We start from the raw sequence: 21,385 nt of genomic DNA, 5'->3' as shown, positions 1-21,385 counted from the left end.
GCCGCACCGCCCTCGCGGGTGGCGCGGCCGTGCCGTGTGCACGGTCGTGGAGACGAAGGAGGACACGGTGGACGAGAACGATCTGAGGTACCTGCGCCGGGCGGTGGAACTGGCCGCCGAGGCGTTGGAGGCGGGTGACGAGCCGTTCGGTTCGGTGTTGGTGACGGCGGGCGGCGAGGTGCTGTTCGAGGACCACAACCGCGTCTCCGACGGCGACGGGACCCGGCATCCGGAGTTGGCGATCGCGCGGTGGGCGTCCGCCCACCTGCCGCCGGAGGAGCGGGCGGCGGCGACGGTGTACACCTCCGGCGAGCACTGCCCCATGTGCGCGGCGGCGCACGGGTGGGCCGGGCTGGGGCGGATCGTGTACGCGAGTTCCTCGGCGCAGCTCACCGAGTGGCTGCGCGCGTGGGGCGTGCCGCCCGGCCCGGTGCGGTCGCTGCCGATCAACGACATCGTCCCGGACGTGCCGGTGGAGGGCCCGGTCCCGGAGCCGGCCGAAGCCGTGCGCGCCCTCCAGGCCCGTGCCCACGGCCGCGTCTGAGCCCTCTCCTGCGGCGGAGCGCCCGCCCGGCTCTCGTGCGGGGTGGAGCGGAGGGTGGACACGTCGCCGTCCAGGTCGATCGTCGGCGACGCGTCCAGCGCCCGGGGCGACCGGGTGGGCGGGTGGGCGGGGGGATCGTCGGGACGGAGTCGCCGCCCTCGATGTCGGAGACCTGGGGCCGGGCCGGGCCGGTTCGTGTCGGCGCGGCGGGCCGGTTCGGACCGGGACAGGCCGAGCCCCGTGCGCCGATCGTGGACGGCCCGCCCCGGGGCGAGGGCGTGTCCGACCTCCCCCGGGCCGGGGACTCCTCGACCCGCTCCCCGAGCAGCGCTCCGGTCCGACGGGTCCTCCCCCGGGAGTGGTTCACGGATTCGTCCTCGTTCTTTTGGAACGCGTCCGAGGGGCGACCGGAGAAGATCCCCGTGACCGTGCCCCGGGGTCCGCGGGGCCGGTCGGGGGTCGTGGGTCAGACGACGGGTGGGCGGTCGATGGCGAGGATGTCGATGCCCTCGGCCTCCAGGAGCTCCTCGAAGACCTCCGGACCCTCGGTGAGGATCACCTCGGCCTCACTCGCGTGGACGGGCAGCAGCCACAGGTAGCGGACGCCGCCGGGGGCCTGTTCCAGCAGGGGACCGTACGGGTAGGGCGGGCTGACCAGCAGGTGTTCCATGCGGGAGGTGCCCGTCCAGGGGCGGCCGAGGTGCAGGACCGAGCCGACGTCGACCCGGTGCTCCTCGAAGGAGTTGAAGTGGGCGACCATGGCGAGGGTCTCGGCGTGGTCGTCGGTCTCGAAGGGCGCCATGAGGACGAACTCCGTTCCGCCGTGCGCGGAGGCGCCCACGGTGGCGTAGTTCCACCCGCGGTCCGGGGCGCGCTGGGCGATCCGGTAGGTGACGAAGTCCGGAAGCCGTTCCAGGACGGGGCCATCCGTCCAGGTGACGGGTTCCGGTTCCCGTCCCGGCCAGAACCCGCGAAGGTGCTCCTCCAGGGTCGCCGTCCCCGCCTGTTCTTCCACCGGTGCTCCCGCCCTCGCGCGTCTTCGGACCGGTGCCGTTCTACCGCTCCGGACGCCCCTTGTCACACCGGCCCCCGCTCAGCCCTCGCGGATGGTCATGCGGGTGATGGCGTCGCCGTCGACGGCGAAGGTGAACGCGCTGGGGCCGTTGGCGTGGTTCGATCGCCAGTCCCCCGCGACCCGGACGCCGTCCGGGGTCTCTTCGACCGATTCCACGGTCAGCACGCCCCGGGAGCCGATGAACTCCGTGGCGCTCCAGGTCGCGATCTCCTCACGCCCCAGGAACTCGCGTCCCCAGTCGTCCACCACCGCGTCGGCGGCGAAGGCGTCCAGTGCGGCCTCGTCGTGGGCGTTGACCCGGTCGAAGAACGTCGCCACCGGTTCGGGGATCCGTGTGCTCACGTGCGGCCTCCTGGGGTGCGGTCGTCGTCCGCGATCCTCGCATCCCCGCGTCCGGATCCGGGGCCACCGCGGGTCAAGGTCGGGTCAACACCCACGCGCGGCTTTCGATCGTTTCCGATCACTTCGATCGCGGACGTGCCGGGGCCCGCCGAGGGACGGACGCTCGGCGGGCCCCGTCGTTCCCGGCGGACCGGGAGGGGAGGGTCGTCAGTCCTCGTCGTCCCGGACCGGCTCGAACCGGCCCTGGATGACCCGGCCGCGCGAGGTGGGCGCGGGCCCGGGCCCGTCGGCGGGGGCGGACGCCCCCGCGGGTCCCTGGCCGGGGACGCGCCCGCCCTGGGCGAGGAACTCGCCTTCCATCCGTTCCTGCATGCGCCGCATCCGGCGCTGCGCCCAGCCGGCGAAGGCCCAGCGCAGGACCGGTCGGGTGAAGGGAAGGACCAGGAGCAGGCCCACCACGGCGCTGAGGAAGCCCGGGACGATCAGCAGGACGCCGCCGGCCATGAGCATGAGCGGGTCCAGCAGGCCACCGCGCGGCTGTTGGCCGGAGCGCAGCGCCTCGTCGGCGTCGCGGAAGGCCCGGGTCCCCGCCCGGCGCAGCACCGCCACGCCCAGCACCAGCAGGGAGACCAGGACCGCCAGCGTCCACGGGACGCCGATCCACCCGCCGACCACGATCATCAGCCACACTTCCACGAAGGGCAGCGCCATGAGCGCGAGCACTGTCAGAAGCGGCATGTGGAACCTTCCTCGGGTCGTACGGGCCGGTGCGGGCCCCCCTCATCGGGAAGAACGCCCCGGTGTCCTCCAGGGTTCCCCGAGGGGGGTCGTTCATCCGTGGGCGGACGCCCGGCGGGCCCGCCGGGAGAGGATCACCGACGCCACGACGGCCGCCAGTCCCAGGGCGCCCAGGAAGGCCTCCGGAGCCGCGCCGAGTCGGGTGGCGACGGTGGGTCCGGCGGTGGCGGTCAGCTCGGCGATGTGGACGTCCGCCTCGGCCTCGGGGGACCGGTACGCGACGGTGCCGTCGGGGTTCACGACGGCGCTGATGCCGCTGGTGGAGACGACCACGGCCGGGCGGCCGTGTTCGACGGCGCGCAGCCGGGTGATGGCGAGTTGCTGGTCGGACTGGCCGGTGAAGTTGTAGTTGGCGTTGTTGGTGGGGATGACGATGATCCCGCCGCCGGCGGCCACCGATTCGCGCACCGGGGCGTCGAACGCCACGTCGAAGCAGATGCCCACGGCCAGGGTGGTGCCGCCGATCTCCAGGGCTCCGGGTTCGGTGCCGGGGACGGCGTCGGAGCTCACCTGTTCGAGGCGCCGCACGAACCGGGTGAAGAAGTCGCGGTAGGGGATGTACTCGCCGAAGGGCACCAGGAAGCGTTTGTCGTACATCTCGCCCGGCCCGGTCTCGGGGTCCCACACCACGCTGGACACGTAGCGGCTGCCGTCGTCGTTGAAGCGACTCATGCCCCACAGGAGGGGCACGCCGGCGTCGGCCGCGGCGGCGTCGATGGTCTCGCGGGCGACGGGGTCGCGGAACGGGTCGATGTCGCTGGCGTTCTCGGGCAGCACGATCAGGTCGAGCGCGGTCCCCTCGTCGCGGGCGAGGGCGGCGAGGTCGTGCACCCCTCGGGCGTGGTTGTTCAGGACCTGCATGCGTTCGCCGGCGACGGACATCTCGCCGACGTTGGGCACGTTGCCCTGCACCATGCCGAGGGTGACGGTCTCCCCCTGGGCCGGGCGCCCCAGGCCCGGGGCCAGGGTCCCACAGGCCACCACGGCGGCGGAGGCGGCCAGCGCGAGGGCCGCGGTGGGCGCGCCGGGGCGCGGGCCGCGCGATGCGAGGCGCAGGGCGGCCCACAGCAGCAGCCCGCCGGCCAGGGCCACGGTGAAGGTCACGAGGGCGGAGGAGCCGAGGGCGGCGTACCCGGCGAAGGGCGTGTCGGGCTGGGCGAAGGCGAGTTTGCCCCAGGGGAAGCCGCCGAGCGGCCAGCGGGCGCGCACGGCCTCCTGGGCGACCCACAGCGCGGCGGTCCACACCGGCCATCCGGGCAGGCGCGCGGCCAGGGCGATGCCCATGGCCATGGGCACGAAGTAGACGGTCTCGGCCGCGGAGATGAGCAGCCAGACGTCGACGCCGAACACGTCCTGCCAGTGCACGAGGGGGACCATGAGGGAGGCCCCGGCCAGGGCGCCGAGCCAGGCGGCACGGCGCACGCGGGTGCCGGCGACGGCGAAGACGAGGAGGGCGGCGCTCAGCGGGCCCAGCCACCACAGCCCGTAGGGGGGCAGGGCGAGAAGTTGGGCCAGACCGGAACCCGCGGCGGCCAGAACGCGCCACAGGAGGTCGAGGCGGCCCCAGCGGCGACCGAGGGGCAGGACGTCGTCCCGGGCGGCCACGGGCGCCTGTGGCGCTCCGGACGCGGTGGGACCGGCGCCTCCCCGTTCCGTGTGTTCGGTGACCACGTGGGGTCTCGCTTTCCGCAGGCGTTGAGAGGATGCGGTCAGCATATTGGGGGGACGCGGAAAAGGCCCGAATCACCCTTCGGACCGGCTCCGTCCCGTCGGCGGCGAGCTCGGAAGACCGTTGTCTACTGGATGTTCGGGCCTTTTCCGGGTCCAACCCCCCGCCCGGTCGCGGTACTCCGCCCTTCACCCGATCCCGGCTGCACCTGGCGCGTGATGCAGCGTCCGATCGGACGAGTGGGGGACGCACAACCGGTCCGTCCAGTGCTGGACTGGTCGTTAGGTTACCCAGACTCCTCAACCGGATGCCTCAACCCGGCCGCCGTGTCGTGACGGCCTCGTCGAGTGTCCGGTGGGAAGGAAGTGGTGAACCGTCGGACAGGCTAACGCACCTGGGGCCGCCACGCCAGCCGAGCACCTCGGGTTTCAGTCTGACCGCAATCAGATCGACGTGGGTTCGACTCTAGACTTTTCGATCAACTTCCTGTCTCATATGATCAGAAAAGCAAGCCGGTTCGATCAACTTCAGAGCGAACCGGTGCGGGTGACCCGGATCTGCGGCCACGAGATCCCCGTCACCCCCCGAATCGACGCAGCGGAGCACAGCATGGCGGAGATCGTCCTCGAGGGCGTTGACAAGATCTACGGAGGCGGCGTCAAGGCCGTCGACGACCTGAACCTGCGGATCGAGGACGGCGAGTTCATGGTGCTCGTCGGCCCGTCCGGGTGCGGCAAGTCGACCGCGCTGCGCATGATCGCCGGCCTGGAGGAGATCTCGGCGGGCACCCTGGTCATCGGCGACGAGATCGTCAACGACCGCCCGCCGAAGGACCGCGACATCGCGATGGTCTTCCAGAACTACGCGCTCTACCCGCACATGACCGTCGAGCAGAACCTCGCCTTCGGCCTGAAGCTGCGCAAGGTCGCCAAGCCCGAGATCGCCCGCCGCGTCCAGGAGGCGGCCGAGATGCTGGGTCTGGAGCCCTACCTCAAGCGCAAGCCGGGCGCCCTGTCCGGTGGCCAGCGCCAGCGTGTGGCCATGGGCCGCGCCATCGTCCGCGAGCCGCAGGCCTTCCTCATGGACGAGCCGCTGTCGAACCTGGACGCCAAGCTGCGCGTCCAGATGCGCGCCTCCCTCAACCAGCTGCACGAGCGTCTGGGCGTCACCACCGTCTACGTCACCCACGACCAGATCGAGGCCATGACCCTGGGCGACCGGGTCGCGGTGCTGCGCGACGGCCGCCTCCAGCAGGTCGACACCCCCAAGCGCCTGTTCGACGCCCCCGTCAACCTGTTCGTCGCCGGGTTCATCGGCTCCCCCGCCATGAACTTCGTGGACGCCTCCCTGTCGGCCGACGGCCAGGGCGCCGTGCTGAAGTTCGCCGACCACAGCCTGCCGGTGCCCGCCTCGGTCCTGGACTCCCGCTCGGGCCTGCGCGAGTACCTGGGCCGCGACATCATCCTGGGCATCCGCCCCTCGGACTTCAGCGACGCCGATCTCGACGGCAACGGCGACCCGCGCATCGAGGTGACCGCGGGCGTCACCGAGGAACTGGGCACCGAGATCAACGTCATCTTCACGGTGGACGCCCCGCCGGTGCGCCACGAGGACGCCACCGCCCTGGCCAAGGACGCCGCGGGCGACGACCCCGACAGCGAGGCCGGGATGCCGCTGGGCGCGGGGCGGTCGCTGTTCACCGCGCGGGTGAGCCCGCGCAGCCAGGTCCGGCCGGGCAACCGGATCAGCCTGGCGGTGGACGTCAGCCAGCTTCACTTCTTCGACCAGGTGAGCGGTCTGGCCATCGGCCACCCCGACAACTCCTGATCCCGGTCGTTGCCGGGAGCGTCGACTCCCGAGGCGGTGCCCGACCGGATTCCCAGCGTTTCCGGCCGGACCCCACCGCCTGACGCTCCCTCTCCCCGGCGGCGTCCCGCTCCCGCGGGGCGCCGCCTCTTCCGTGGGGGTGCCCGGAAGGCCGGAGGAGGGGACGTCCGAGGCCGGGGCGGGAACGTCGACGCGGTGGCCCCGGGTCCCCGGTCCCCGTTCGCCCGGGCACCGCACGGGGCGGGGTCGTGGGCCGCGAGCCGGCCTTCGGCGGCGACGGGGGTGGAGCGGCGACCGGAAAGGGTGCGACCGAATCCCGGGACGGGCGGCTTCTCCGACCGGCTCCGCGCGGGACGACCGCGACGGCCTGCGGGTCTCACCTGAGGGTAAGGTCCGTGTGGATCAGCGGTGAGATGGTTCTTTCTTGACCGTCCGACACGGTGGGCCGAACCATGTGAAGGTGCGCAACCGAGCCCCCGGAGTCGCCCTCGTCCACGAATCCTCATCGGTCGTGGACACCCTGCACGGCCGTCCCGTACCCGACCCCTACCGCTGGTTGGAGTCCGCCGACTCCCCCGAGACCCTTCGGTGGTTGGAGGAACGGGCCCACGATCACGCCCGCGAGGCCGCCACGTGGCCGCTGCGCGACCGGCTGGCCGAGCGCATCCGCGGGTACGTCGCCACCGACCTGTGGTCGACGCCGGTGCACCGACCGGGTCTGGTCATGGCCACCGTCCGCCCCGCCGGGGCCGAGCACCCGCGTCTGGTGGCCTTCGACTCCCCCGCCGCCGACGGGGTGCGCGCCGACCGGGCCCGGGTCGTCCACGACCCGGTGGCGGCCGACCCGAGCGGACGGACCACCCTGGACGCCTGGGAGCCCGACCCCGACGGGCGCCTGGTCGCCGTGCAGAGCTCCACCGGCGGGGTGGAACGGGGTGTGCTGCGGGTGCTGCGCGTCGGTGACGGCCGCCCGGTCGGCCCCGAGGTGCGCGGGGTCAGGTACTCCCATGTGGCGTGGGCCCCCCAGGGGCCGCCCGCGTTCTACTACGTGCGACGTGACGACGGGGACGGCTCCCGCGGGGTGTGGCTGCGCCGGGTGGCCGACGGCACGGAGACGTTCGTCCGCGCCTGCTCCGGTCCCGGTACCGTGCCGGGCGTGCGCGTCCTCGGGGGTCGGCTCCTGTTGTTCACCGAGAGCCACGGCACCGGGCACCGCACCGACCTGTGGTTGGCCGACCTGGGCGAGGGCCCGCTCGAACGGCCCGTCTTCCGCCCGGTCCAGGTGGACGTGGAGGCCGAGACCGAGGCGGCCCTGGGCCCCGACGGGCTCCTGTACCTGCGCACCACCGTGGACGCCCCCTGGCGGCGGATCTGCGCCGTGGACCCCGCCGATCCCGGGCCGGCGGGCTGGCGCGAGGTCGTTCCGCAGGAGGCCGGGGCGACCCTGGACGCCTTCACCCCCTGCGGGACCGCCGACGCGCCCGAACTGCTGGTCGTGCGCACCCGGCTGGGGATCGACACCGCCACCGTGCACGACGCCCGCACCGGGGCGCCGCTGCGCGATCTCGACCTGCCCGGCGAGGGCATGGTGAGCGGGCCGGTCGCGGCCCCCGACGGAACGGTGCACCTGGGGTACGCCGACGTCACCGCCCAGCAGCGGATCCTGTGCCTGGCCCCGGGTTCGGCGCGCCCGCTGCCCTGGCCCCCGGGGGGCGCCGCGCCGCCGGAGGCGCCCGAGGTGGAGCGCACCGTGCTGTGGTGCCGGTCGGCCGACGGCACCCGGGTCCCCGTCACCGTCCTCACCGCGCACGGCACCGCCTCGGACACGCCGGTCCCCACCCTGTTGCACGCCTACGGCGGGTTCGGCCGCCCGCGCCGGTTCGGGTTCAGCGCGACCGTCCTGGCCTGGTTGGCCTCCGGTGGCCGCTACGCGGTGGCGCACGTGCGCGGCGGCGGCGACGCCGGGCGCGAGTGGCACCTGGCCGGCGCGGGGCGCCGCAAACCGCGCGCCGTGGAGGATCTGATCGCCGCGGCCGACGCCCTGGTCGCGACGGACCTGTGCGTCCGGTCGGGGTTGTGCCTGTCGGGGGGTTCGGCCGGAGGTCTGCTGGTGCTGGCCGCGGCGGCGGCCCGCCCCGACCTGTGCGAGGCGGTCATCGCGTCGGCGCCGTTGGCGGACATGGCCCGGTTCGAACGTCTGGGGCTGGGTCGCATGTGGACCCGCGAGTTCGGCACCGTCGCCGATCCCGACGACTTCGCCGCCCTGATGTCCTACTCCCCCTACCACCGGGTGTTGGAGAGCGCGGTGCGCACGCCGGGGCCGCGGTTCCCGAGCGTGCTGCTCACCGGGTTCGACGGGGACACCCGTACCGACGCCGCCCACCCGCGCAAGATGTGCGCGGCGCTGCTGGCGGCGGCGCGGGCCGAGGAGGGGCGGCCACCGGCCCTGCTGCGCTACGAACGCGACGTGGGGCACGGCCCCCGTTCGGTCGGCCGCGCGGTGGGACTGGCCGCGGACGCGCACGCGTTCGCGGCCCACCGAACGGGACTGGCACCGCGCCGACCGGCGCGGGGACGGTCCTGGTCCTGAGGAAACGGCACACAGAAAGAGAGGTGCGGCGCATGGACCCCATCGAGGTCGAGGTCGAGGAGCCGACCGAGGTGACCTCCCGTGACATCACCGCGGGCGGAGACAGCGACGGTACCGACTCCAGTTCCGACTTCATCTGATCCCCACGCCCGCCCGGCCCGGCACCGTCCGGGCCGGGCGGGCCCCACGCGCGCGAAAGGCGGGACCCACGTGTCCGACCCCGGCCACCTGTTCACCGAGGACCTGTGCGACGTCGTGGGCCGGGAGGCCTTGACCGCGCGGTTGTCGGAGGAGTTCGTGTTCGCCGACCTGGGGGCGGAGGCGGTGCGCTCCCTGGTGACGTTCGACGACCTCAACGCCCTGTTGGCGTCGTGCGCGCCCGAGCCGCCCCGGTTGCGGCTGCACAAGGACGGGTCGCCGGTCCCGGTGGAGCGGTACACCGAGGTGGGAACCGCCTCGCGGGTGACCCGCCGGGTGGTGCGCCCCGAGGCGCTGTACCGGGAGTTGCGCGCCGGCGCGAGCCTGGTGCTGGACGGGTTGGACCGGATGCACCCGCCGGTGGCGGCGGCCGCCGACGACCTGATGCGGCTGGTGCGCGAGCGCGTGCAGGCCAACATGTACCTGATCTGGGGGGATTCGCGGGGTTTCGACACCCATTGGGACGACCACGACACGGTGATCGTCCAGGTGGAGGGGAGCAAGCACTGGCGGGTGCACGGTCCCGGTTCGCGCCCCCACCCGATGAAGAACGACGTGGACCACGACCACACGCCGCCGCGTGACCCCGACGGGGAGCTCCACGTGCTCTGGGAGGGCGTGCTGCGGCCCGGTCAGGTGCTGCACGTGCCCCGTGGGTGGTGGCACACGGTGACCGGTACCGGTGAGGTGAGCCTGCACCTGACGTTCGGGTTCACCCGGGCGACGGGGGTGGACTGGGCCGAGTCGCTGGTGCGGCGTTTGTTCGAGGAGGAGGCGTTCCGGCGGGACCTGCCCCGGTTCGCCGACCCGGACGTGCGCCGCAAGCACCGGCGGGAGTTGGCGGCGCGGCTGGCGGAGTTGGTCGAGGCGGCGGACCTGGACGTCTTCCTGGCCGAGCGGGACGCGCGCTTCCCCCGACGCACGTCGTTCGCGCTGCCCTGGCCCATGGAGGAGGGGGTGCCGCCCCTGGACGCGCGGTTGGAGTTCGTGCCGATCCTGCCGCCGCCGATGACCCGTGAGGGCGACAGGGTCGCGGTGTCGGTGGCGGGCCGTCGTTACCGGTTCCCCGCGGAGGTGGGGGACGCGTTGGAGGCGCTGGCCGAACGGCGGACGCCGACGGTCGCCGAACTGGCCGACGCGACCGGCGCGGACCCCGAGCGGACCGCCGAGATCGCCGCGGTCCTGGCCCGCCATCACCTGGTCCTGATCCGCTAGGGCGTGTTCCGTGGATGCCGCCCGACGCGCGGCAGGGTGAGTATCCGCGGAACACGCCCTAGCACCCCTCCGACGGCCACCGTCCCCTCGGCGGCGTCGCGCCCGTCAGGGGTGCGGAGCCGTCGTGTCACCCGGCCTCTCCCGGCCCGCCGGCGGCGTCCTTGGCGCGGACGTGGGCCTCGATGCCGTCGAGGACCCGGCGGATGCCGAAGTCGAGTTCCTCGGCGGGGCCGCCCGGCCGGTCGGGGGTCCCGGGTCCGGGTTCCTCCTCCAGGACGGACTCCTCCAGCATGCGCGCGATGGTGGGGAAGGCCTCGGCGGTGACGACCCGGCGCAGACCATGGCCGTAGTCGCGTTCGATCTCGAACACGGTGCCGCCGGTGGCCTGCGCGGCGCGGAGCATGTCCGCCTCGATGCGTATCGTCTCGCGCAGCACGGCCGAGAGCAGCATGAGCATCTGAAGGGCCTCGCCGACGTCCAGGCCCGAGGCGACCAGCTCGCGCAGGCCCGCCTCCATCCAGCGCAGGCCGTTGGGGCCGCTGGGCGGTCCGGACAGGGAGACCAGAACCGACCAGGGGTGGGCGCGGTACATCCGCCCGGCGCCGTGGCACCACTCCTCCAGTCCGGCACGCCAGTCGCCGTCCTCGCGCGGCCCGGGGGGCACCCCGTCCATGGCGGTGTCGAGCATGAGGACGAGCATGTCCTCCTTGCTGTCCACGTGCCGGTACAGGGACATCGTGGTGTAGCCGAGCTCCTTGGCCACCCGTTGCATGGAGACGGCCTCGATCCCTTCGGCGTCGGCGATCTCGATCGCCTTGTGGACCACCGCCTCACGGCTCAGTTTGGGTTTGGGACCGCGACGGGCGGGTGGGGAGTCCAGTCCCCAGAGCAGTTCCACGTCCCGGACCATCCGGCTCTTGGTCTCGTCCTCGGTCGTCATGGGTCACCAGTCGTCGGATTCGTCGTTGACACCATCCTAGAACCGTGTATTACTTACACAAGTGAGTATGCGCCATAAACAGTTTGAGAGGTACACGCCATGGCACGGGAATTCCTCGCCGTTCGGGCCGAGGGCCCGCGCAAGGACCCCGGTGGCACCGCCGTGCGGGCCGGTCTCGATCCGGAGGTGCCCGCGGGCACCGTGCTCGGGCCGTCGGGACCCGACGGTGCCGGCGAGACCACCGTCCTCCGCGCCCCGGCCGCCCTCCCGCGCCCCGGCGCCGGACGCGCCGAGGTCGCCGGGTTCGACGTGGTGGAGCAGGCCGACCGGGTGCGCTCCGTGATCGGCCCGACCGGGCGGTACGCCACGGTCGACGAACCGCCGGAACCTCGTGGTGTTCTCCCGCCGGCACGGTCCGTCCCCGCGCGCCGCCCGCGAACGCGCACGGGAATCGCCGCCCCCGACGGGTGGTGCGTCCTCCCCCGCGCGAAAGGCGCCCGCGCACCACCCCCGTCGGGTGAGCGCACCCTCGTTCCCGCGCCCGCCCGGCACGAGACCGCCGACAGGCCCGCCCGGCCTCGAAGACCCCGACGCACGGGGGCCGAGGGGCACGCGCCCGTCCCCGAAGAGTCGAGATCCCCGACCGGGGGCTCGGTCGGCCCCCGCTCCCGGGCCGCTCGGGGCGGGAGACCATCAGCCGTACCCGGCCCTCTCGGGCCGCCCGACGACTCACGGAGAGACCATGGCACCCCCCGTGTCGACCGACACCGCCGAGCCGAGGCCCCGCCCTCGCCCGCCCCTCGAACCCGTCCGCTGGTGGCGACGGCCGTGGATCGCGCCGCTGGCCCTGTTCAGCGTCACCTTCCTGCTCTACTCGGTCCCGCCCTACGCGAGCCTGGACCCCGCCGACGCCCGGCTGCCCATCCCGGAGACCCCCGCCTGGTACTTCCCGGTGATGCTCGTCCACATCTTCGGCGGCACCCTGCTGACCGTGCTGGTGATCCTCCAGGTGTGGCCGTGGCTGCGCTCGCGGCACCCGGTCGTGCACCGCTGGAGCGGCCGGATCTACGTACTGGCGGGGATCCCCCTGGTCGGGGTCCCGGCGCTGCTCATCGCGCCGTTCAGCAGCACCGGTCTCGGCACCCAGGTCAGCAACACCCTCTGGGCGGTGCTGTGGTCGACCTTCACCCTCCTGGGCTACGTCATGGCGCGCCGCAGGCGGTTCGCCGACCACCGCGAGTGGATGCTGCGCAGCTTCGCCCTCATCTACGGCATCGCGTTCAACCGGGTCGTCATCCTCCTGCTGCTCCCCCTGGCGATCCTCCAGGCGCGGACGGGGGCCATCCCGAACACCGAGGCGGCGATCACCCTGGCGATCGCCCCGGCGTCGAGTTTCCTGTCGTGGGTCGTGCCGTTGCTGTTCGTCGAGTGGTGGATCAAGTACCGTGGGCCGCGCGGGCGTCGCCGACCGGCCCCCTCCTGAGCCGGACCGTGCCCCCGACCCCGGCACGAAGATTCCCGGACGAACGCGAACGGAACCTCCGGTCGCCCCCGACCTGTGCCTTCCCGTTCCCGGGAAGGATCCTCATCACGTGCGGGGATCATTGCGGAGACACCGATCGTTAGGGTAGCCTCACTTAACGAGGCGCAGACGTACCCGTTCCACCGGTGGTGGGCTGCGACCGAACCCCGGACATGACGGTTCCGCTGCGACGAAGGGGAGGTGCACACGGTGACTCCTGATCCACGTGAGGCTCTCCGCGACGTCTGCGCGCCCCTGCGTTTCTCCCCCCTGCCCGAGCTGCTCACCTTCGGGGAACTCCACGCGCGCCCGGCGGGCACCGTGCAGTGGCTCCCGGTCGGCGCGATCGCCGCCGAGGGCTGGGTGCCCGTCCTGTTCGACAAGCTCCGCACCGAGCACGGGCCCGGCCACCGGCTGCCCGCCGCCACCAACTTCCTGCGGGTCACCCTGCGCGAACCGATCTTCATGGTGTCGGCGTCGCTGTACCTGACCGGCCGGGCGCCCCTGCTCGACGCCGACGCCCTGTACCTGCCCTGGGACACCGCCTCCGCCCGGTTCGCCACCCCGGTCTCGGTCGACACCCGGCTGGCCGTCCTGCCCGACGACCCGGCCGCCGACCACCCCGACACCGTGGTCGTCCGCGACCTCGACGAGCAGATCCGGCTGACCGCCGAAGCGCTGTTCGCGACCTTCGAACCGCTCATCGACGCCCTGCACGAGCACTCGCGGGCGGGCAAGCGCACCCTGTGGGGGTGGGTGCTCGACACCCTGCACTTCTACATGCTCAACCCGGCCCGCTACCTGGCCCGGGACGCCGAGGCGGCCTGGGACCTGGCCGGTCGGCTGGCCGACGCCGTGATCGAGGCCGGCGCCGTCACCCGCAAGCGCCCGCGCCTGTTCCCCTTCGCGCCCGGACATCCCCAGGGCACCTGGGCGGTGCGGGGCACCTGCTGCTTCGACTACAAGGGCGACCCCGAGCACGGGTACTGCACCACGTGCCCGCTCAAGTGCGACACCGAGCGCAAGGAGAGCCTGTCGGAGTGGCTGCGCGATCCGGCGCTCGCCCCCTGACCCGCACCCCCGGACGCGCGACGGGGCCGGCGCCCGCGGGCGCCGGCCCCGTCGCGCGTCCGCGTCCGCTCAGGTCACCGGGACCTCGACCGCCTCGCTGTAGAACGGTTCGAACACGACGCGGTCGGCGTCCACCCGTCCCTCGACGGTGACCACCCCGGAGGTGCTCTGCCCGGGGACGAGGGTGACCGCGTCCAGTTCGCGCCCGTCCATCCCGATCGCCTCGGCGGTGTCGTGCGGGATCCCGGAGACGTCGATGACGCTGAAGTACAGCGGGTTGACGTCGAGCGAGTCGTCGCCGACATTGGTCACCGACACCTCGACGCTGGTGTAGTCCCCCGCCAGGTAGAACGGCCCCGGCTCGAAGTCGGTGCGGTCCGCGGTCAGTTCCGCGACGATCCCGTCCTCCTCCATCGAGGGCGACACCGGTTCCTCCGGTCCGGAGCCGCCCATCGTCGGCGGCCCGCTCTGCGCCATGACCAGTCCGATCGCGGTGCACCCGCCGCCGACCAGCAACAGGAGCAACAGCACACCGCAGCCGATGCCGATGATCTTGCCCCACGGCCTGGCCGGCCGCTCCGGTGGGGCGTAACCGCCCTGCGACGGGTATCCGGGAGGCTGCCGGTAGGGGCCGCCGGGCGGCGGCCCCTGCGGGTAGCTCCCCGCGCCCGCGCCGGGGACGTCCGACTCCCCGTATCCGGGGGCGTATCCGGCGTGCTCGTACCCCGCCTGGCCCGGACCGTTGGGCCCCTCCGACAGTTCCCCTCCCAGGGGTTCGGGAGGGCCTCCGGTGGGATGCCCGCCCGGCGGGCGGCCGCCGGGCGGCGGGCCCGACGGCGCGTTCGGCCCGGTGGCGGAGGTGGCACCGGCCGACCCCGGACCGGGTCCCCCCAAGGGCGGCGGCACCCACTGGGGACCGGGCGGAGGCGGCAGGTGACCGCCCTCCTCCGGCGCTCCCGGGCGCGCCCCCGCGGGCGCGTCGTGGGAGGGGAAGGTGTGCGGGGGTTCGCCCGGTGGCCACGGGCCGCCGCCCATCGGGTCCTCGGGGTCACCGGGTCGCCACTCCTCGGGGGGATGGTGGTTCACCGGATCCCGCGGCGGCTCCTGCCGTCGCCCCTCCGGCCCTTCCTCGGGTTCCCGATCGGTCACGTGAGAACACCCCTCAGTCAGCGGCGTCGGCCCACCGAGGCCGGTGGGCGCCTCAGAACTGCACGGTAACCGTGGTGGCGGGGGGCGGCGGGGAAGCCGAGGGGGCGTTTCCGGTAAAGGTCCGGATGTTTTTCACCGGCCCGCGCGGACCGCGCGCAGGGCCAGCACGAACACCGGCACGGTGAACAGGGCGGCGAACAGGTTGAGCCCGCCGAAGCCCGCCTGGGACAGGACCACCCCGGACAGACCGCCCGCCACGGCCCCGCCCAGGTTCATGAGCAGGTCGCTCACCCCCTGGACGCGGGGACGCACCGCCGGCGCCAACGACCCGGCCAGCAAAGCCGTCCCCGCCACCAGGCTGAACGACCAGCCCAACCCCAGCAGGATCAGGCCGACGGTCACCCGGCCCTCGTCGTGTCCGGCGGTGCCCGCCACGGCCGTCGCCACCAGCAGCACGACCTGCCCGGCGACCAGGACGGGGACCCGGCCCAGTCGGTCGCTCAGCCAGCCCACCACCGGGGACAGCGCGTACATGCCGGCGATGTGCAGGGAGATGGTCAGGCCGATCACGGTCAGGGCGGCGCCGTGGTGGGACATGTGCACGGGGGTCATCGTCATGACGGCGACCATGACGGTGTGCCCGGCGACGATGCCGACGACGGCCAGGAGCGCCCCGGGCGAGGCGGCGACGATCCCGAGCACGGCGCCCACGGAGAGCCTCACCGGCGTCCCCTCGTCCGGTCCGGCGGTGGACGCCGCGGCGCGCGTCGCGGTGAGCAGCGGGTCGGGGCGCAACAGGGCGAACGTCAGCAGGGCGCCCAGGACGAACCCGACGGTGGTGAACAGCACCGGCCCCAGGATCGGGGGCAGCCCCACCAGGGCGGCGACGCGCCCGCCGGGGGCGATGAGGTTGGGGCCCAGCACCGAACCGACGGTGGTCGCCCACACGACGATGGACAGGTCGCGGCCCCGGCTGCGGTCCGAGGCCAGGTCGGCCGCGGCGTGGCGGGCCTGGAGGTTGGTGGCGGTCCCCGCGCCGATGAGGATCATGCCCAGGAGGAACAGCGGGAACAGCCCCCAGAGGGTGGCCGCGATGACGACGGTGCCGCCGACCGCGCCCATCGTCCAGCCCACTCCCAGCCCGGGGCGGCGGCCCCGGCGGGCCGCCAGTGAGGCCAGGGGCAACGCGAACACGGCGGCGCCCAGGGTGATCATGGTCGTGGCCATCCCGGACCAGGTGTCGGAACCGGTGAGGTCCAGGGCGATGAGCGCGCCCACCGCGAGCATGGCGCCCATCCCGACGCCCCCGACGGTCTGGGTGAGCATGAGCACCGCGACGGTGCGGCGTTGGAGGCGCCGTCGCGTCTGCTCGGGCAGGGCGCCGGGGACGGTGTGCGTGGGCACGCGGCCTTCTCTCGATTCGTCCGATGAACGGAAGAATCGTAACCCCGTGCGAACTTCGTCCGCCATGTCGCGAACCCCACGATAACGGTCGTCACCGGCGTCGGCGATGCCGCCAGCGCAGGTAACCGTGCTCGCGCTCGACCTGGCGCATCCCCGAGTAGAGCTCGTCGGGGTCGCGGGCGCTGATGACGACGCCCTCCTCGGGGATCACCGGCCAGCAGGCGAACGCCCAGTAGACGCGGGTGTGGACGCCCCAGAGCACGACCCAGGCGCCCTGCTTCTGCCACTCGACGTGCTCGGCGATCCGACGCTGCTCGGCGTCCCTCGTGTCGTCCATTCCGGTCCAGGGTGTACCCGGACCCGACAGGGCCGATCAGTCCGGAATCGGCCATGCGGTAGGGCGTTTCACCCTCTTGCGGAACGCGCGAACGCCCGTGCGGAGGGCCCGCACGGGCGTTCGACGGAGTGCGTTCAGCGGCCGGGGACCAGCTCCGGGTCGCCGGGGATCGGCTCGGCCGGGTCGCCGCCCAGCGCCACGACCCTGTTCTCCCGGTCCACGTGCACGATGTGGGGGACGTGCTCGGCGCGCTCGGCCTCGGTCATCTGCGCGTAGGAGATGATGATGACCAGGTCACCGGGGCTGACCAGGCGGGCGGCCGCGCCGTTGATGCCGATGACGCCGCTGCCGCGCTCGCCGGTGATCGCGTAGGTCACCAGGCGGGCGCCGTTGTCGATGTCGACGATGTGGACCTGCTCGCCGTCGACGATGTCGGCGGCGTCCATGAGATCGGCGTCGATGGTGACCGAGCCGACGTAGTGCAGGTCGGCCTGGGTGACGGTCGCGCGGTGGATCTTGCCGTTGATGAGGGTGCGCAGCACTGCTCGGTCCTCGTTTCAGGTGTCCGACGAACTACAGGCCTCCGAACCGGAGGTCCCGTGCTCCTCCCATGATGGCCTCCTCGACGACCGGTTCCGACCACCGGGGTGGCGTTCGCCCTCGATGCCCGGGGCGGTGCGGCCCCTCCCCCGTCCTCTCGTCCCCGTTCCCTCACCCCCCGACCGGCCGGAGCAGGTCCATGAACCCGCGCACCCGTTCACGGGTGGGTGCGAGCGCCCCCTCGGTGGTGCAGGCCAGGGCCGCGGCGGCGACCGCGAATCCCAGGACGTCGCGGACCCGTTCCGGGTCGAGGTCGACGAGTCCGGCCGGGTCGCCCAACCGCCCGAGTTCACCCAGACGCGCCAGGACGGCGGCGCCGAAGGCGTCACCGGCGCCCACGGTGTCGCGCACCTCCACCCGGACGCCGGGGACGACGATCTCCTCCGTCCGGTGCGCCGACAGCGCCACCGCCCCCTCGGCACCCCGGGTGAGGAGCATGAGGTCCAGTCCGTGACGGTCCGTCCACGCTCGTGCCGTGTCCAGGGGGTCGGCGTCCGGTTCCAGCCAGGCCAGGTCCTCGTCACCGGCCTTGACGATGTGCGCCGTGTCGGCCCAGACCGCGGCGTGCCGCGCGACCTCCTCACGGGTCAGACCGACGGCGGGGCGGGCGTTGACGTCGAAGCAGACCACCGCCCGCCCCCGGTGGGCGCGGACCCGGTCGAGCAGGTGCCCGGCCCCGGGTTCGATCACCGCGGCCGGGGACCCGACGTGGATCGCCTCGGTGCCCTCGGGCGGTTCGGGCACCTCACCCGGCCCCCACGACCAGTCGGCGGTGTCCCGGAGGTAGAACCCGTACTCGGCGGAGCCCCACGGATCCAGGGACACCACCGCCAGGGTGGACGGCTCCCGGGCGGTCACCGCCAGGCGCAGGTCGACGCCGTGTTCGGTCAGGTGGGCCCGGATCGCGCGGCCGAACGCGTCCCCGGACAGCCGGCACAGCAGCGCGGTGTCCACCCCCAGACCGGCCAGGGCGACGGCCGTGTTGGCGGGCCCGCCTCCGGGCACCGCCCGCGACAGCTCCCCCGTGCCCATGCCCCGGCGGGGGACGAGGTCGACCAGCGCCTCACCGCAGACGACGATCACCACACCGCTCCGGGGGCGTGCGCCTCCTCGGGCAGTTCGACCGGGTCCAGCGCCCCGGTCATCACCGCCACCGCGTCGGTCATGGAGCAGGCCCGCGGGTCCAGGACCGCGACGCGCCGGCCCAGCCGCTGGACGTGGACCCGATCGGCGATCTCGAAGACGTGCGGCATGTTGTGGCTGATGAGGATGACGGGCAACCCGTTGTCGCGGACCCGCAGGATGAGGTCGAGCACCGCCCGTGACTCGCGCACGCCCAGCGCGGCGGTGGGCTCGTCCATGATGACGACCTTGTCGCCGAACGCGGCGGCCCGGGCCACCGCCACCGCCTGGCGCTGGCCGCCGGAGAGCGTCTCCACCGCCTGACCGGGGTTCTGGATGGTCATGATGCCCAAGGCGTCCAGGTGCCGGGCGGCCTCGGCGCGCATCCGGGGCCGGTCCAGCATCCGGAACACCGAACCGAGGAGACCGGGCCTGAGCGGTTCCCGGCCCAGGAACAGGTTGGTGGCGATGTCCAGGGACGGCGAGACGGCCAGGCTCTGGTGGACGGTCTCGATGCCCGCGTCCCGGGCCGCGATCGGGGTGCGCAGCCGCACCGGGAGCCCGTCCAGGAGGATCTCGCCCTCGTCGGGGGTCAGCGCGCCGGACAGCGCCTTGATGAGGCTGGACTTGCCGGCGCCGTTGTCCCCGATGACCGCGAGGATCTCCCCCGGGTACAGCTCCAGGTCGGCACCGGCCAGTGCGGTCACCCGGCCGTAGCGTTTGACCAGGCCCCGGGCCTGGAGGACGGGCTCCCGGTCGGAGAGGGCGTGAGGGCTCTGATCGGACACGGTGTCCTCCACGGGTGTGGTCGGGTTCATCGCCGGGCCTTCCTGATCCACTGGTCGAGGGACACGGCGAGGATCACCAGGACGCCCACCGCGAAGTTCTGCCAGAGCACGTCCACCCCGGCCAGGGACAGCCCGTTGCGGCACACGCCGACGATGAGCGCGCCCATGATCGTGCCGACGATCATCCCGCGCCCGCCGAACAGGCTGGTGCCGCCCAGGACGACGGCGGTGATGCTGTCGAGGTTGTCCATCATCCCGGCCTGCGGGCTGGCCGAGGCGATGCGGCCGATGAGGATCCACGCGCCGACCGCGTAGACGAGACCGGCGACCGCGTACACGCTGAGCAGGACCCGGTCGGTGCGGATGCCCGACAGCCGGGCCGCCTCCCGGTCGTCGCCGGTGGCGTACACGTGGCGGCCCCACCGGGTGGCGTGCAGCGCGTAGACGAGCACGCCGAGCACCGCGAGCATGAGCAGCGAGCCGTAGGTGATGCGGGCACCGCCGATGACCAGGACCCGGCCGGTCCACAACAGGACGTCGGACATGTCGACGCCCCGGATCGTCTCGCTGCGCGAGATCCACAGGTTGAGCGCGAAGAAGATGTTGAGCGAGCCCAGGGTGACGATGAACGGGGGCAGTTTGACCCGGGTCACCAGCAGCCCGTTGAACAGGCCGCAGGCGGTGCCGCACACCAGGCCCGCGAGCAGCGCGAGCGGTCCGGGCAGACCCAGGTCGGCGGAGAGCCGGCCCATGACGATCGAGCACAGGACCATGATCGATCCGACCGACAGGTCGATGCCGGCGGTGAGGATGATGAGGGTCTGGCCGAGGGCCAGGGTGCCGATGACGGCCGTCTGTTGCAGGATCAGGGAGATGTTGGTCGGGCCCAGGAAGTTGGGGCTGATCACGGCGAACACGGCGACGGCCACGAGCAGGACGACGGCCGGGCCCAGTGTGGCCTGGGAGTGCAGTACGCGCTGGAGGTGGTCGAGGGGGCCGGGCGGGCGCACGTCGTCGATGACCGGCGGCGGTGAGGCGGGGGCGGGCGGCGAGGTGGTCACGGGGGTCTTCCTTCGTGATCGGGGCGGTCTCGGCGGGCGTCAGCCCCAGCAGTGGTCCAGGCCCCAGGCGCCGTCCCGCGACTCCAGGCCGTCCTTGGGCAGATCGGTGATGAGTTCGACGCCGGTGTCGATGAAGTCCAGGCCCTCGCTCGCCTCGGGGACCGTGCCGTCGGCGGCGTGGGCGGCCACGGCCCGCACGCCCAGGGCGGCCATGTCGAGCGGGAACTGCATGGAGGTGGCGCCGATGACGCCGTCGCCGACGTTGCGCACGCCGGGGCAGCCGCCGTCGACCGAGACGATGACGACGTCCTCCTCCACGCCGGCGGCCTTGAGCGCCTCGTAGGCGCCCGCGGCGGCGGGTTCGTTGATGGTGTAGACGAGGTTGAGGTCGGGGTCGCGCTGGAGGAGGTTCTCCATGGCGGTGCGGCCGCCCTCCTCGGCGCCCTCGGTGACCTCGTGGCCCACGACGCGCGGGTCGTCCTCGTCGCCGATCACCCCCGGGTCGGCGATGTCCACGCCCAGACCCTGGAGGAAGCCCTGGTCGCGGGCGACGTCGACGGCGATCTGGTTGGGGTTGAGGTCGAGCATGGCCACGCGCGGTTCCTCGTCCAACTCCTCGAAGTGGGCCGCCGCCCACCGGCCGATGAGTTCACCGGCGAGGAAGTTGTCGGTGGCGAAGGTGGCGTCCACCGCGTCGGCGGGGTCGACGGGGGTGTCCAGGGCGATGACCATGATCCCGGAGGCGCGCGCCTGCTCCAGGACCGGGACGATGGCGGCGGAGTCGTTGGGGGTGATGAGGATGCCCGCGGCCCCGGCGGCCATGAGGTTCTCGACGGCCTGGACCTGTCCCTCGTTGTCGCCGTCGTAGTCCCCGGCGTAGGTCTGGAGGGTCACGCCGTGCTCCTCGGCGGCGGCCTGGGCGCCCTCGCGCATCTTGACGAAGAAGGGGTTGGTCTCGGTCTTGGTGATGAGGCCGACCAGGACCCCTCCGTCCTCGGCGCGCTCCTCGGCGCAGGCGGCGAGGGAGAGCGTCAGGCCGAGTCCGGCGGTGACGGCCAGGGCCCGGCGGATCCGGGGTGCGTGGTTCATGGGGATCTCCTCGTACGGCGCCGGCGCGGCGCCAAGGGGGTGGA

General features: G+C 73.3%; 19 protein-coding genes. 6 read left to right on the top strand and 13 right to left on the bottom strand.

The annotated features are described in order from the left end of the window. The first annotated feature begins 67 nt into the window (after positions 1–67). Complete coding sequence (locus tag PWG71_RS19780) at positions 68–544, top strand: nucleoside deaminase (protein WP_274811388.1); 477 nt, start codon at positions 68–70, stop codon at positions 542–544. Positions 545–1,010: 466 nt separating this feature from the next. On the opposite strand, the gene PWG71_RS19775 is transcribed toward PWG71_RS19780, so the two are convergent. The 4 genes from PWG71_RS19775 to lnt form a co-directional block, all read right to left on the bottom strand. Then, positions 1,011–1,559 carry a suppressor of fused domain protein gene (locus tag PWG71_RS19775; RefSeq protein WP_274811387.1) on the bottom strand — a complete coding sequence of 183 codons (549 nt, stop codon included), beginning with the start codon at positions 1,557–1,559 and terminating at the stop codon, positions 1,011–1,013. Between the two features lie 78 nt (positions 1,560–1,637). Continuing rightward, the gene (locus PWG71_RS19770; protein ID WP_274811386.1) at positions 1,638–1,961 is read right to left on the bottom strand and encodes a nuclear transport factor 2 family protein; all 324 of its coding nucleotides are present in this window, start codon (positions 1,959–1,961) and stop codon (positions 1,638–1,640) included. Positions 1,962–2,168: 207 nt separating this feature from the next. Next, complete coding sequence (locus tag PWG71_RS19765; protein ID WP_274811385.1) at positions 2,169–2,699, bottom strand: FxsA family protein; 531 nt, start codon at positions 2,697–2,699, stop codon at positions 2,169–2,171. A 93-nt stretch (positions 2,700–2,792) separates the two neighbouring features. Beyond that, complete coding sequence (gene lnt / locus PWG71_RS19760) at positions 2,793–4,475, bottom strand: apolipoprotein N-acyltransferase (RefSeq protein ID WP_446725058.1); 1,683 nt, start codon at positions 4,473–4,475, stop codon at positions 2,793–2,795. 562 nt (positions 4,476–5,037) lie between these two features. On the opposite strand from lnt, the gene PWG71_RS19755 reads away from it, so the two are divergent. From PWG71_RS19755 to PWG71_RS19745, 3 genes are all read left to right on the top strand, one after another. Then, a complete protein-coding gene (locus tag PWG71_RS19755) occupies positions 5,038–6,255 on the top strand; it encodes an ABC transporter ATP-binding protein (protein WP_274811413.1) in 1,218 nt (405 codons plus the stop codon). Between the two features lie 460 nt (positions 6,256–6,715). Then, the gene (locus PWG71_RS19750; protein ID WP_274811383.1) at positions 6,716–8,845 is read left to right on the top strand and encodes a prolyl oligopeptidase family serine peptidase; all 2,130 of its coding nucleotides are present in this window, start codon (positions 6,716–6,718) and stop codon (positions 8,843–8,845) included. A gap of 210 nt (positions 8,846–9,055) precedes the next feature. Next, positions 9,056–10,258: a cupin domain-containing protein gene (locus tag PWG71_RS19745; RefSeq protein WP_274811382.1), complete on the top strand. Its 1,203-nt coding sequence runs from the start codon at positions 9,056–9,058 to the stop codon at positions 10,256–10,258. 127 nt (positions 10,259–10,385) lie between these two features. On the opposite strand, the gene PWG71_RS19740 is transcribed toward PWG71_RS19745, so the two are convergent. Next, positions 10,386–11,198: a TetR/AcrR family transcriptional regulator gene (locus PWG71_RS19740; RefSeq protein ID WP_274811381.1), complete on the bottom strand. Its 813-nt coding sequence runs from the start codon at positions 11,196–11,198 to the stop codon at positions 10,386–10,388. Between the two features lie 742 nt (positions 11,199–11,940). On the opposite strand from PWG71_RS19740, the gene PWG71_RS19735 reads away from it, so the two are divergent. Next, complete coding sequence (locus PWG71_RS19735; protein WP_274811379.1) at positions 11,941–12,681, top strand: DUF2306 domain-containing protein; 741 nt, start codon at positions 11,941–11,943, stop codon at positions 12,679–12,681. 249 nt (positions 12,682–12,930) lie between these two features. Next, positions 12,931–13,791 carry a (2Fe-2S)-binding protein gene (locus tag PWG71_RS19730; protein ID WP_274811377.1) on the top strand — a complete coding sequence of 287 codons (861 nt, stop codon included), beginning with the start codon at positions 12,931–12,933 and terminating at the stop codon, positions 13,789–13,791. A gap of 69 nt (positions 13,792–13,860) precedes the next feature. Here PWG71_RS19730 and PWG71_RS19725 read toward each other — a convergent pair whose 3' ends face one another. From PWG71_RS19725 to PWG71_RS19690, 8 genes are all read right to left on the bottom strand, one after another. Beyond that, complete coding sequence (locus tag PWG71_RS19725) at positions 13,861–14,940, bottom strand: DUF4352 domain-containing protein (protein ID WP_342455993.1); 1,080 nt, start codon at positions 14,938–14,940, stop codon at positions 13,861–13,863. 132 nt (positions 14,941–15,072) lie between these two features. Then, positions 15,073–16,344, bottom strand: a complete 1,272-nt coding sequence (locus PWG71_RS19720) for an MFS transporter (RefSeq protein ID WP_274811376.1) — start codon at positions 16,342–16,344, stop codon at positions 15,073–15,075. A 91-nt stretch (positions 16,345–16,435) separates the two neighbouring features. Then, a complete protein-coding gene (locus PWG71_RS19715) occupies positions 16,436–16,681 on the bottom strand; it encodes a hypothetical protein (RefSeq protein ID WP_274811375.1) in 246 nt (81 codons plus the stop codon). 134 nt (positions 16,682–16,815) lie between these two features. Then, on the bottom strand, positions 16,816–17,223 hold the full coding sequence (panD, locus tag PWG71_RS19710; RefSeq protein ID WP_274811374.1) for an aspartate 1-decarboxylase: 408 nt from the start codon (positions 17,221–17,223) through the stop codon (positions 16,816–16,818). A 169-nt stretch (positions 17,224–17,392) separates the two neighbouring features. Beyond that, the gene (locus PWG71_RS19705; protein WP_274811372.1) at positions 17,393–18,367 is read right to left on the bottom strand and encodes a carbohydrate kinase family protein; all 975 of its coding nucleotides are present in this window, start codon (positions 18,365–18,367) and stop codon (positions 17,393–17,395) included. Continuing rightward, the gene (locus tag PWG71_RS19700) at positions 18,361–19,221 is read right to left on the bottom strand and encodes an ATP-binding cassette domain-containing protein (RefSeq protein ID WP_274811371.1); all 861 of its coding nucleotides are present in this window, start codon (positions 19,219–19,221) and stop codon (positions 18,361–18,363) included. Before PWG71_RS19700 ends, PWG71_RS19705 begins: the two co-directional genes overlap by 7 nt. Beyond that, a complete protein-coding gene (locus PWG71_RS19695) occupies positions 19,218–20,252 on the bottom strand; it encodes an ABC transporter permease (protein ID WP_274811370.1) in 1,035 nt (344 codons plus the stop codon). The genes PWG71_RS19700 and PWG71_RS19695 overlap by 4 nt, the downstream gene beginning before the upstream one ends. Positions 20,253–20,291: 39 nt before the next feature. Then, on the bottom strand, positions 20,292–21,341 hold the full coding sequence (locus PWG71_RS19690; RefSeq protein ID WP_274811369.1) for a sugar ABC transporter substrate-binding protein: 1,050 nt from the start codon (positions 21,339–21,341) through the stop codon (positions 20,292–20,294). Positions 21,342–21,385: the final 44 nt, after the last annotated feature.

The sequence above is a fragment of the Nocardiopsis sp. N85 genome, assembly GCF_028882275.1.
GTDB classification, from domain to species: Bacteria; Actinomycetota; Actinomycetes; order Streptosporangiales; family Streptosporangiaceae; genus Nocardiopsis; species Nocardiopsis lambiniae.
This window is presented reverse-complemented; position numbering and strand designations above follow the sequence as displayed.

Excerpts from the sequence above, each read along its gene's own strand:
- PWG71_RS19765 (WP_274811385.1), bottom strand. The coding sequence starts at position 2,699 with ATGCCGCTTCTGACAGTGCTCGCGCTCATGGCGCTGCCCTTCGTGGAA.
- lnt (WP_446725058.1), bottom strand. The coding sequence starts at position 4,475 with ATGCTGACCGCATCCTCTCAACGCCTGCGGAAAGCGAGACCCCACGTG.
- PWG71_RS19755 (WP_274811413.1), top strand. The coding sequence starts at position 5,038 with ATGGCGGAGATCGTCCTCGAGGGCGTTGACAAGATCTACGGAGGCGGC.
- PWG71_RS19740 (WP_274811381.1), bottom strand. The coding sequence starts at position 11,198 with ATGACGACCGAGGACGAGACCAAGAGCCGGATGGTCCGGGACGTGGAA.
- PWG71_RS19735 (WP_274811379.1), top strand. The coding sequence starts at position 11,941 with ATGGCACCCCCCGTGTCGACCGACACCGCCGAGCCGAGGCCCCGCCCT.
- PWG71_RS19715 (WP_274811375.1), bottom strand. The coding sequence starts at position 16,681 with ATGGACGACACGAGGGACGCCGAGCAGCGTCGGATCGCCGAGCACGTC.
- PWG71_RS19700 (WP_274811371.1), bottom strand. The coding sequence starts at position 19,221 with ATGAACCCGACCACACCCGTGGAGGACACCGTGTCCGATCAGAGCCCT.
- PWG71_RS19690 (WP_274811369.1), bottom strand. The coding sequence starts at position 21,341 with ATGAACCACGCACCCCGGATCCGCCGGGCCCTGGCCGTCACCGCCGGA.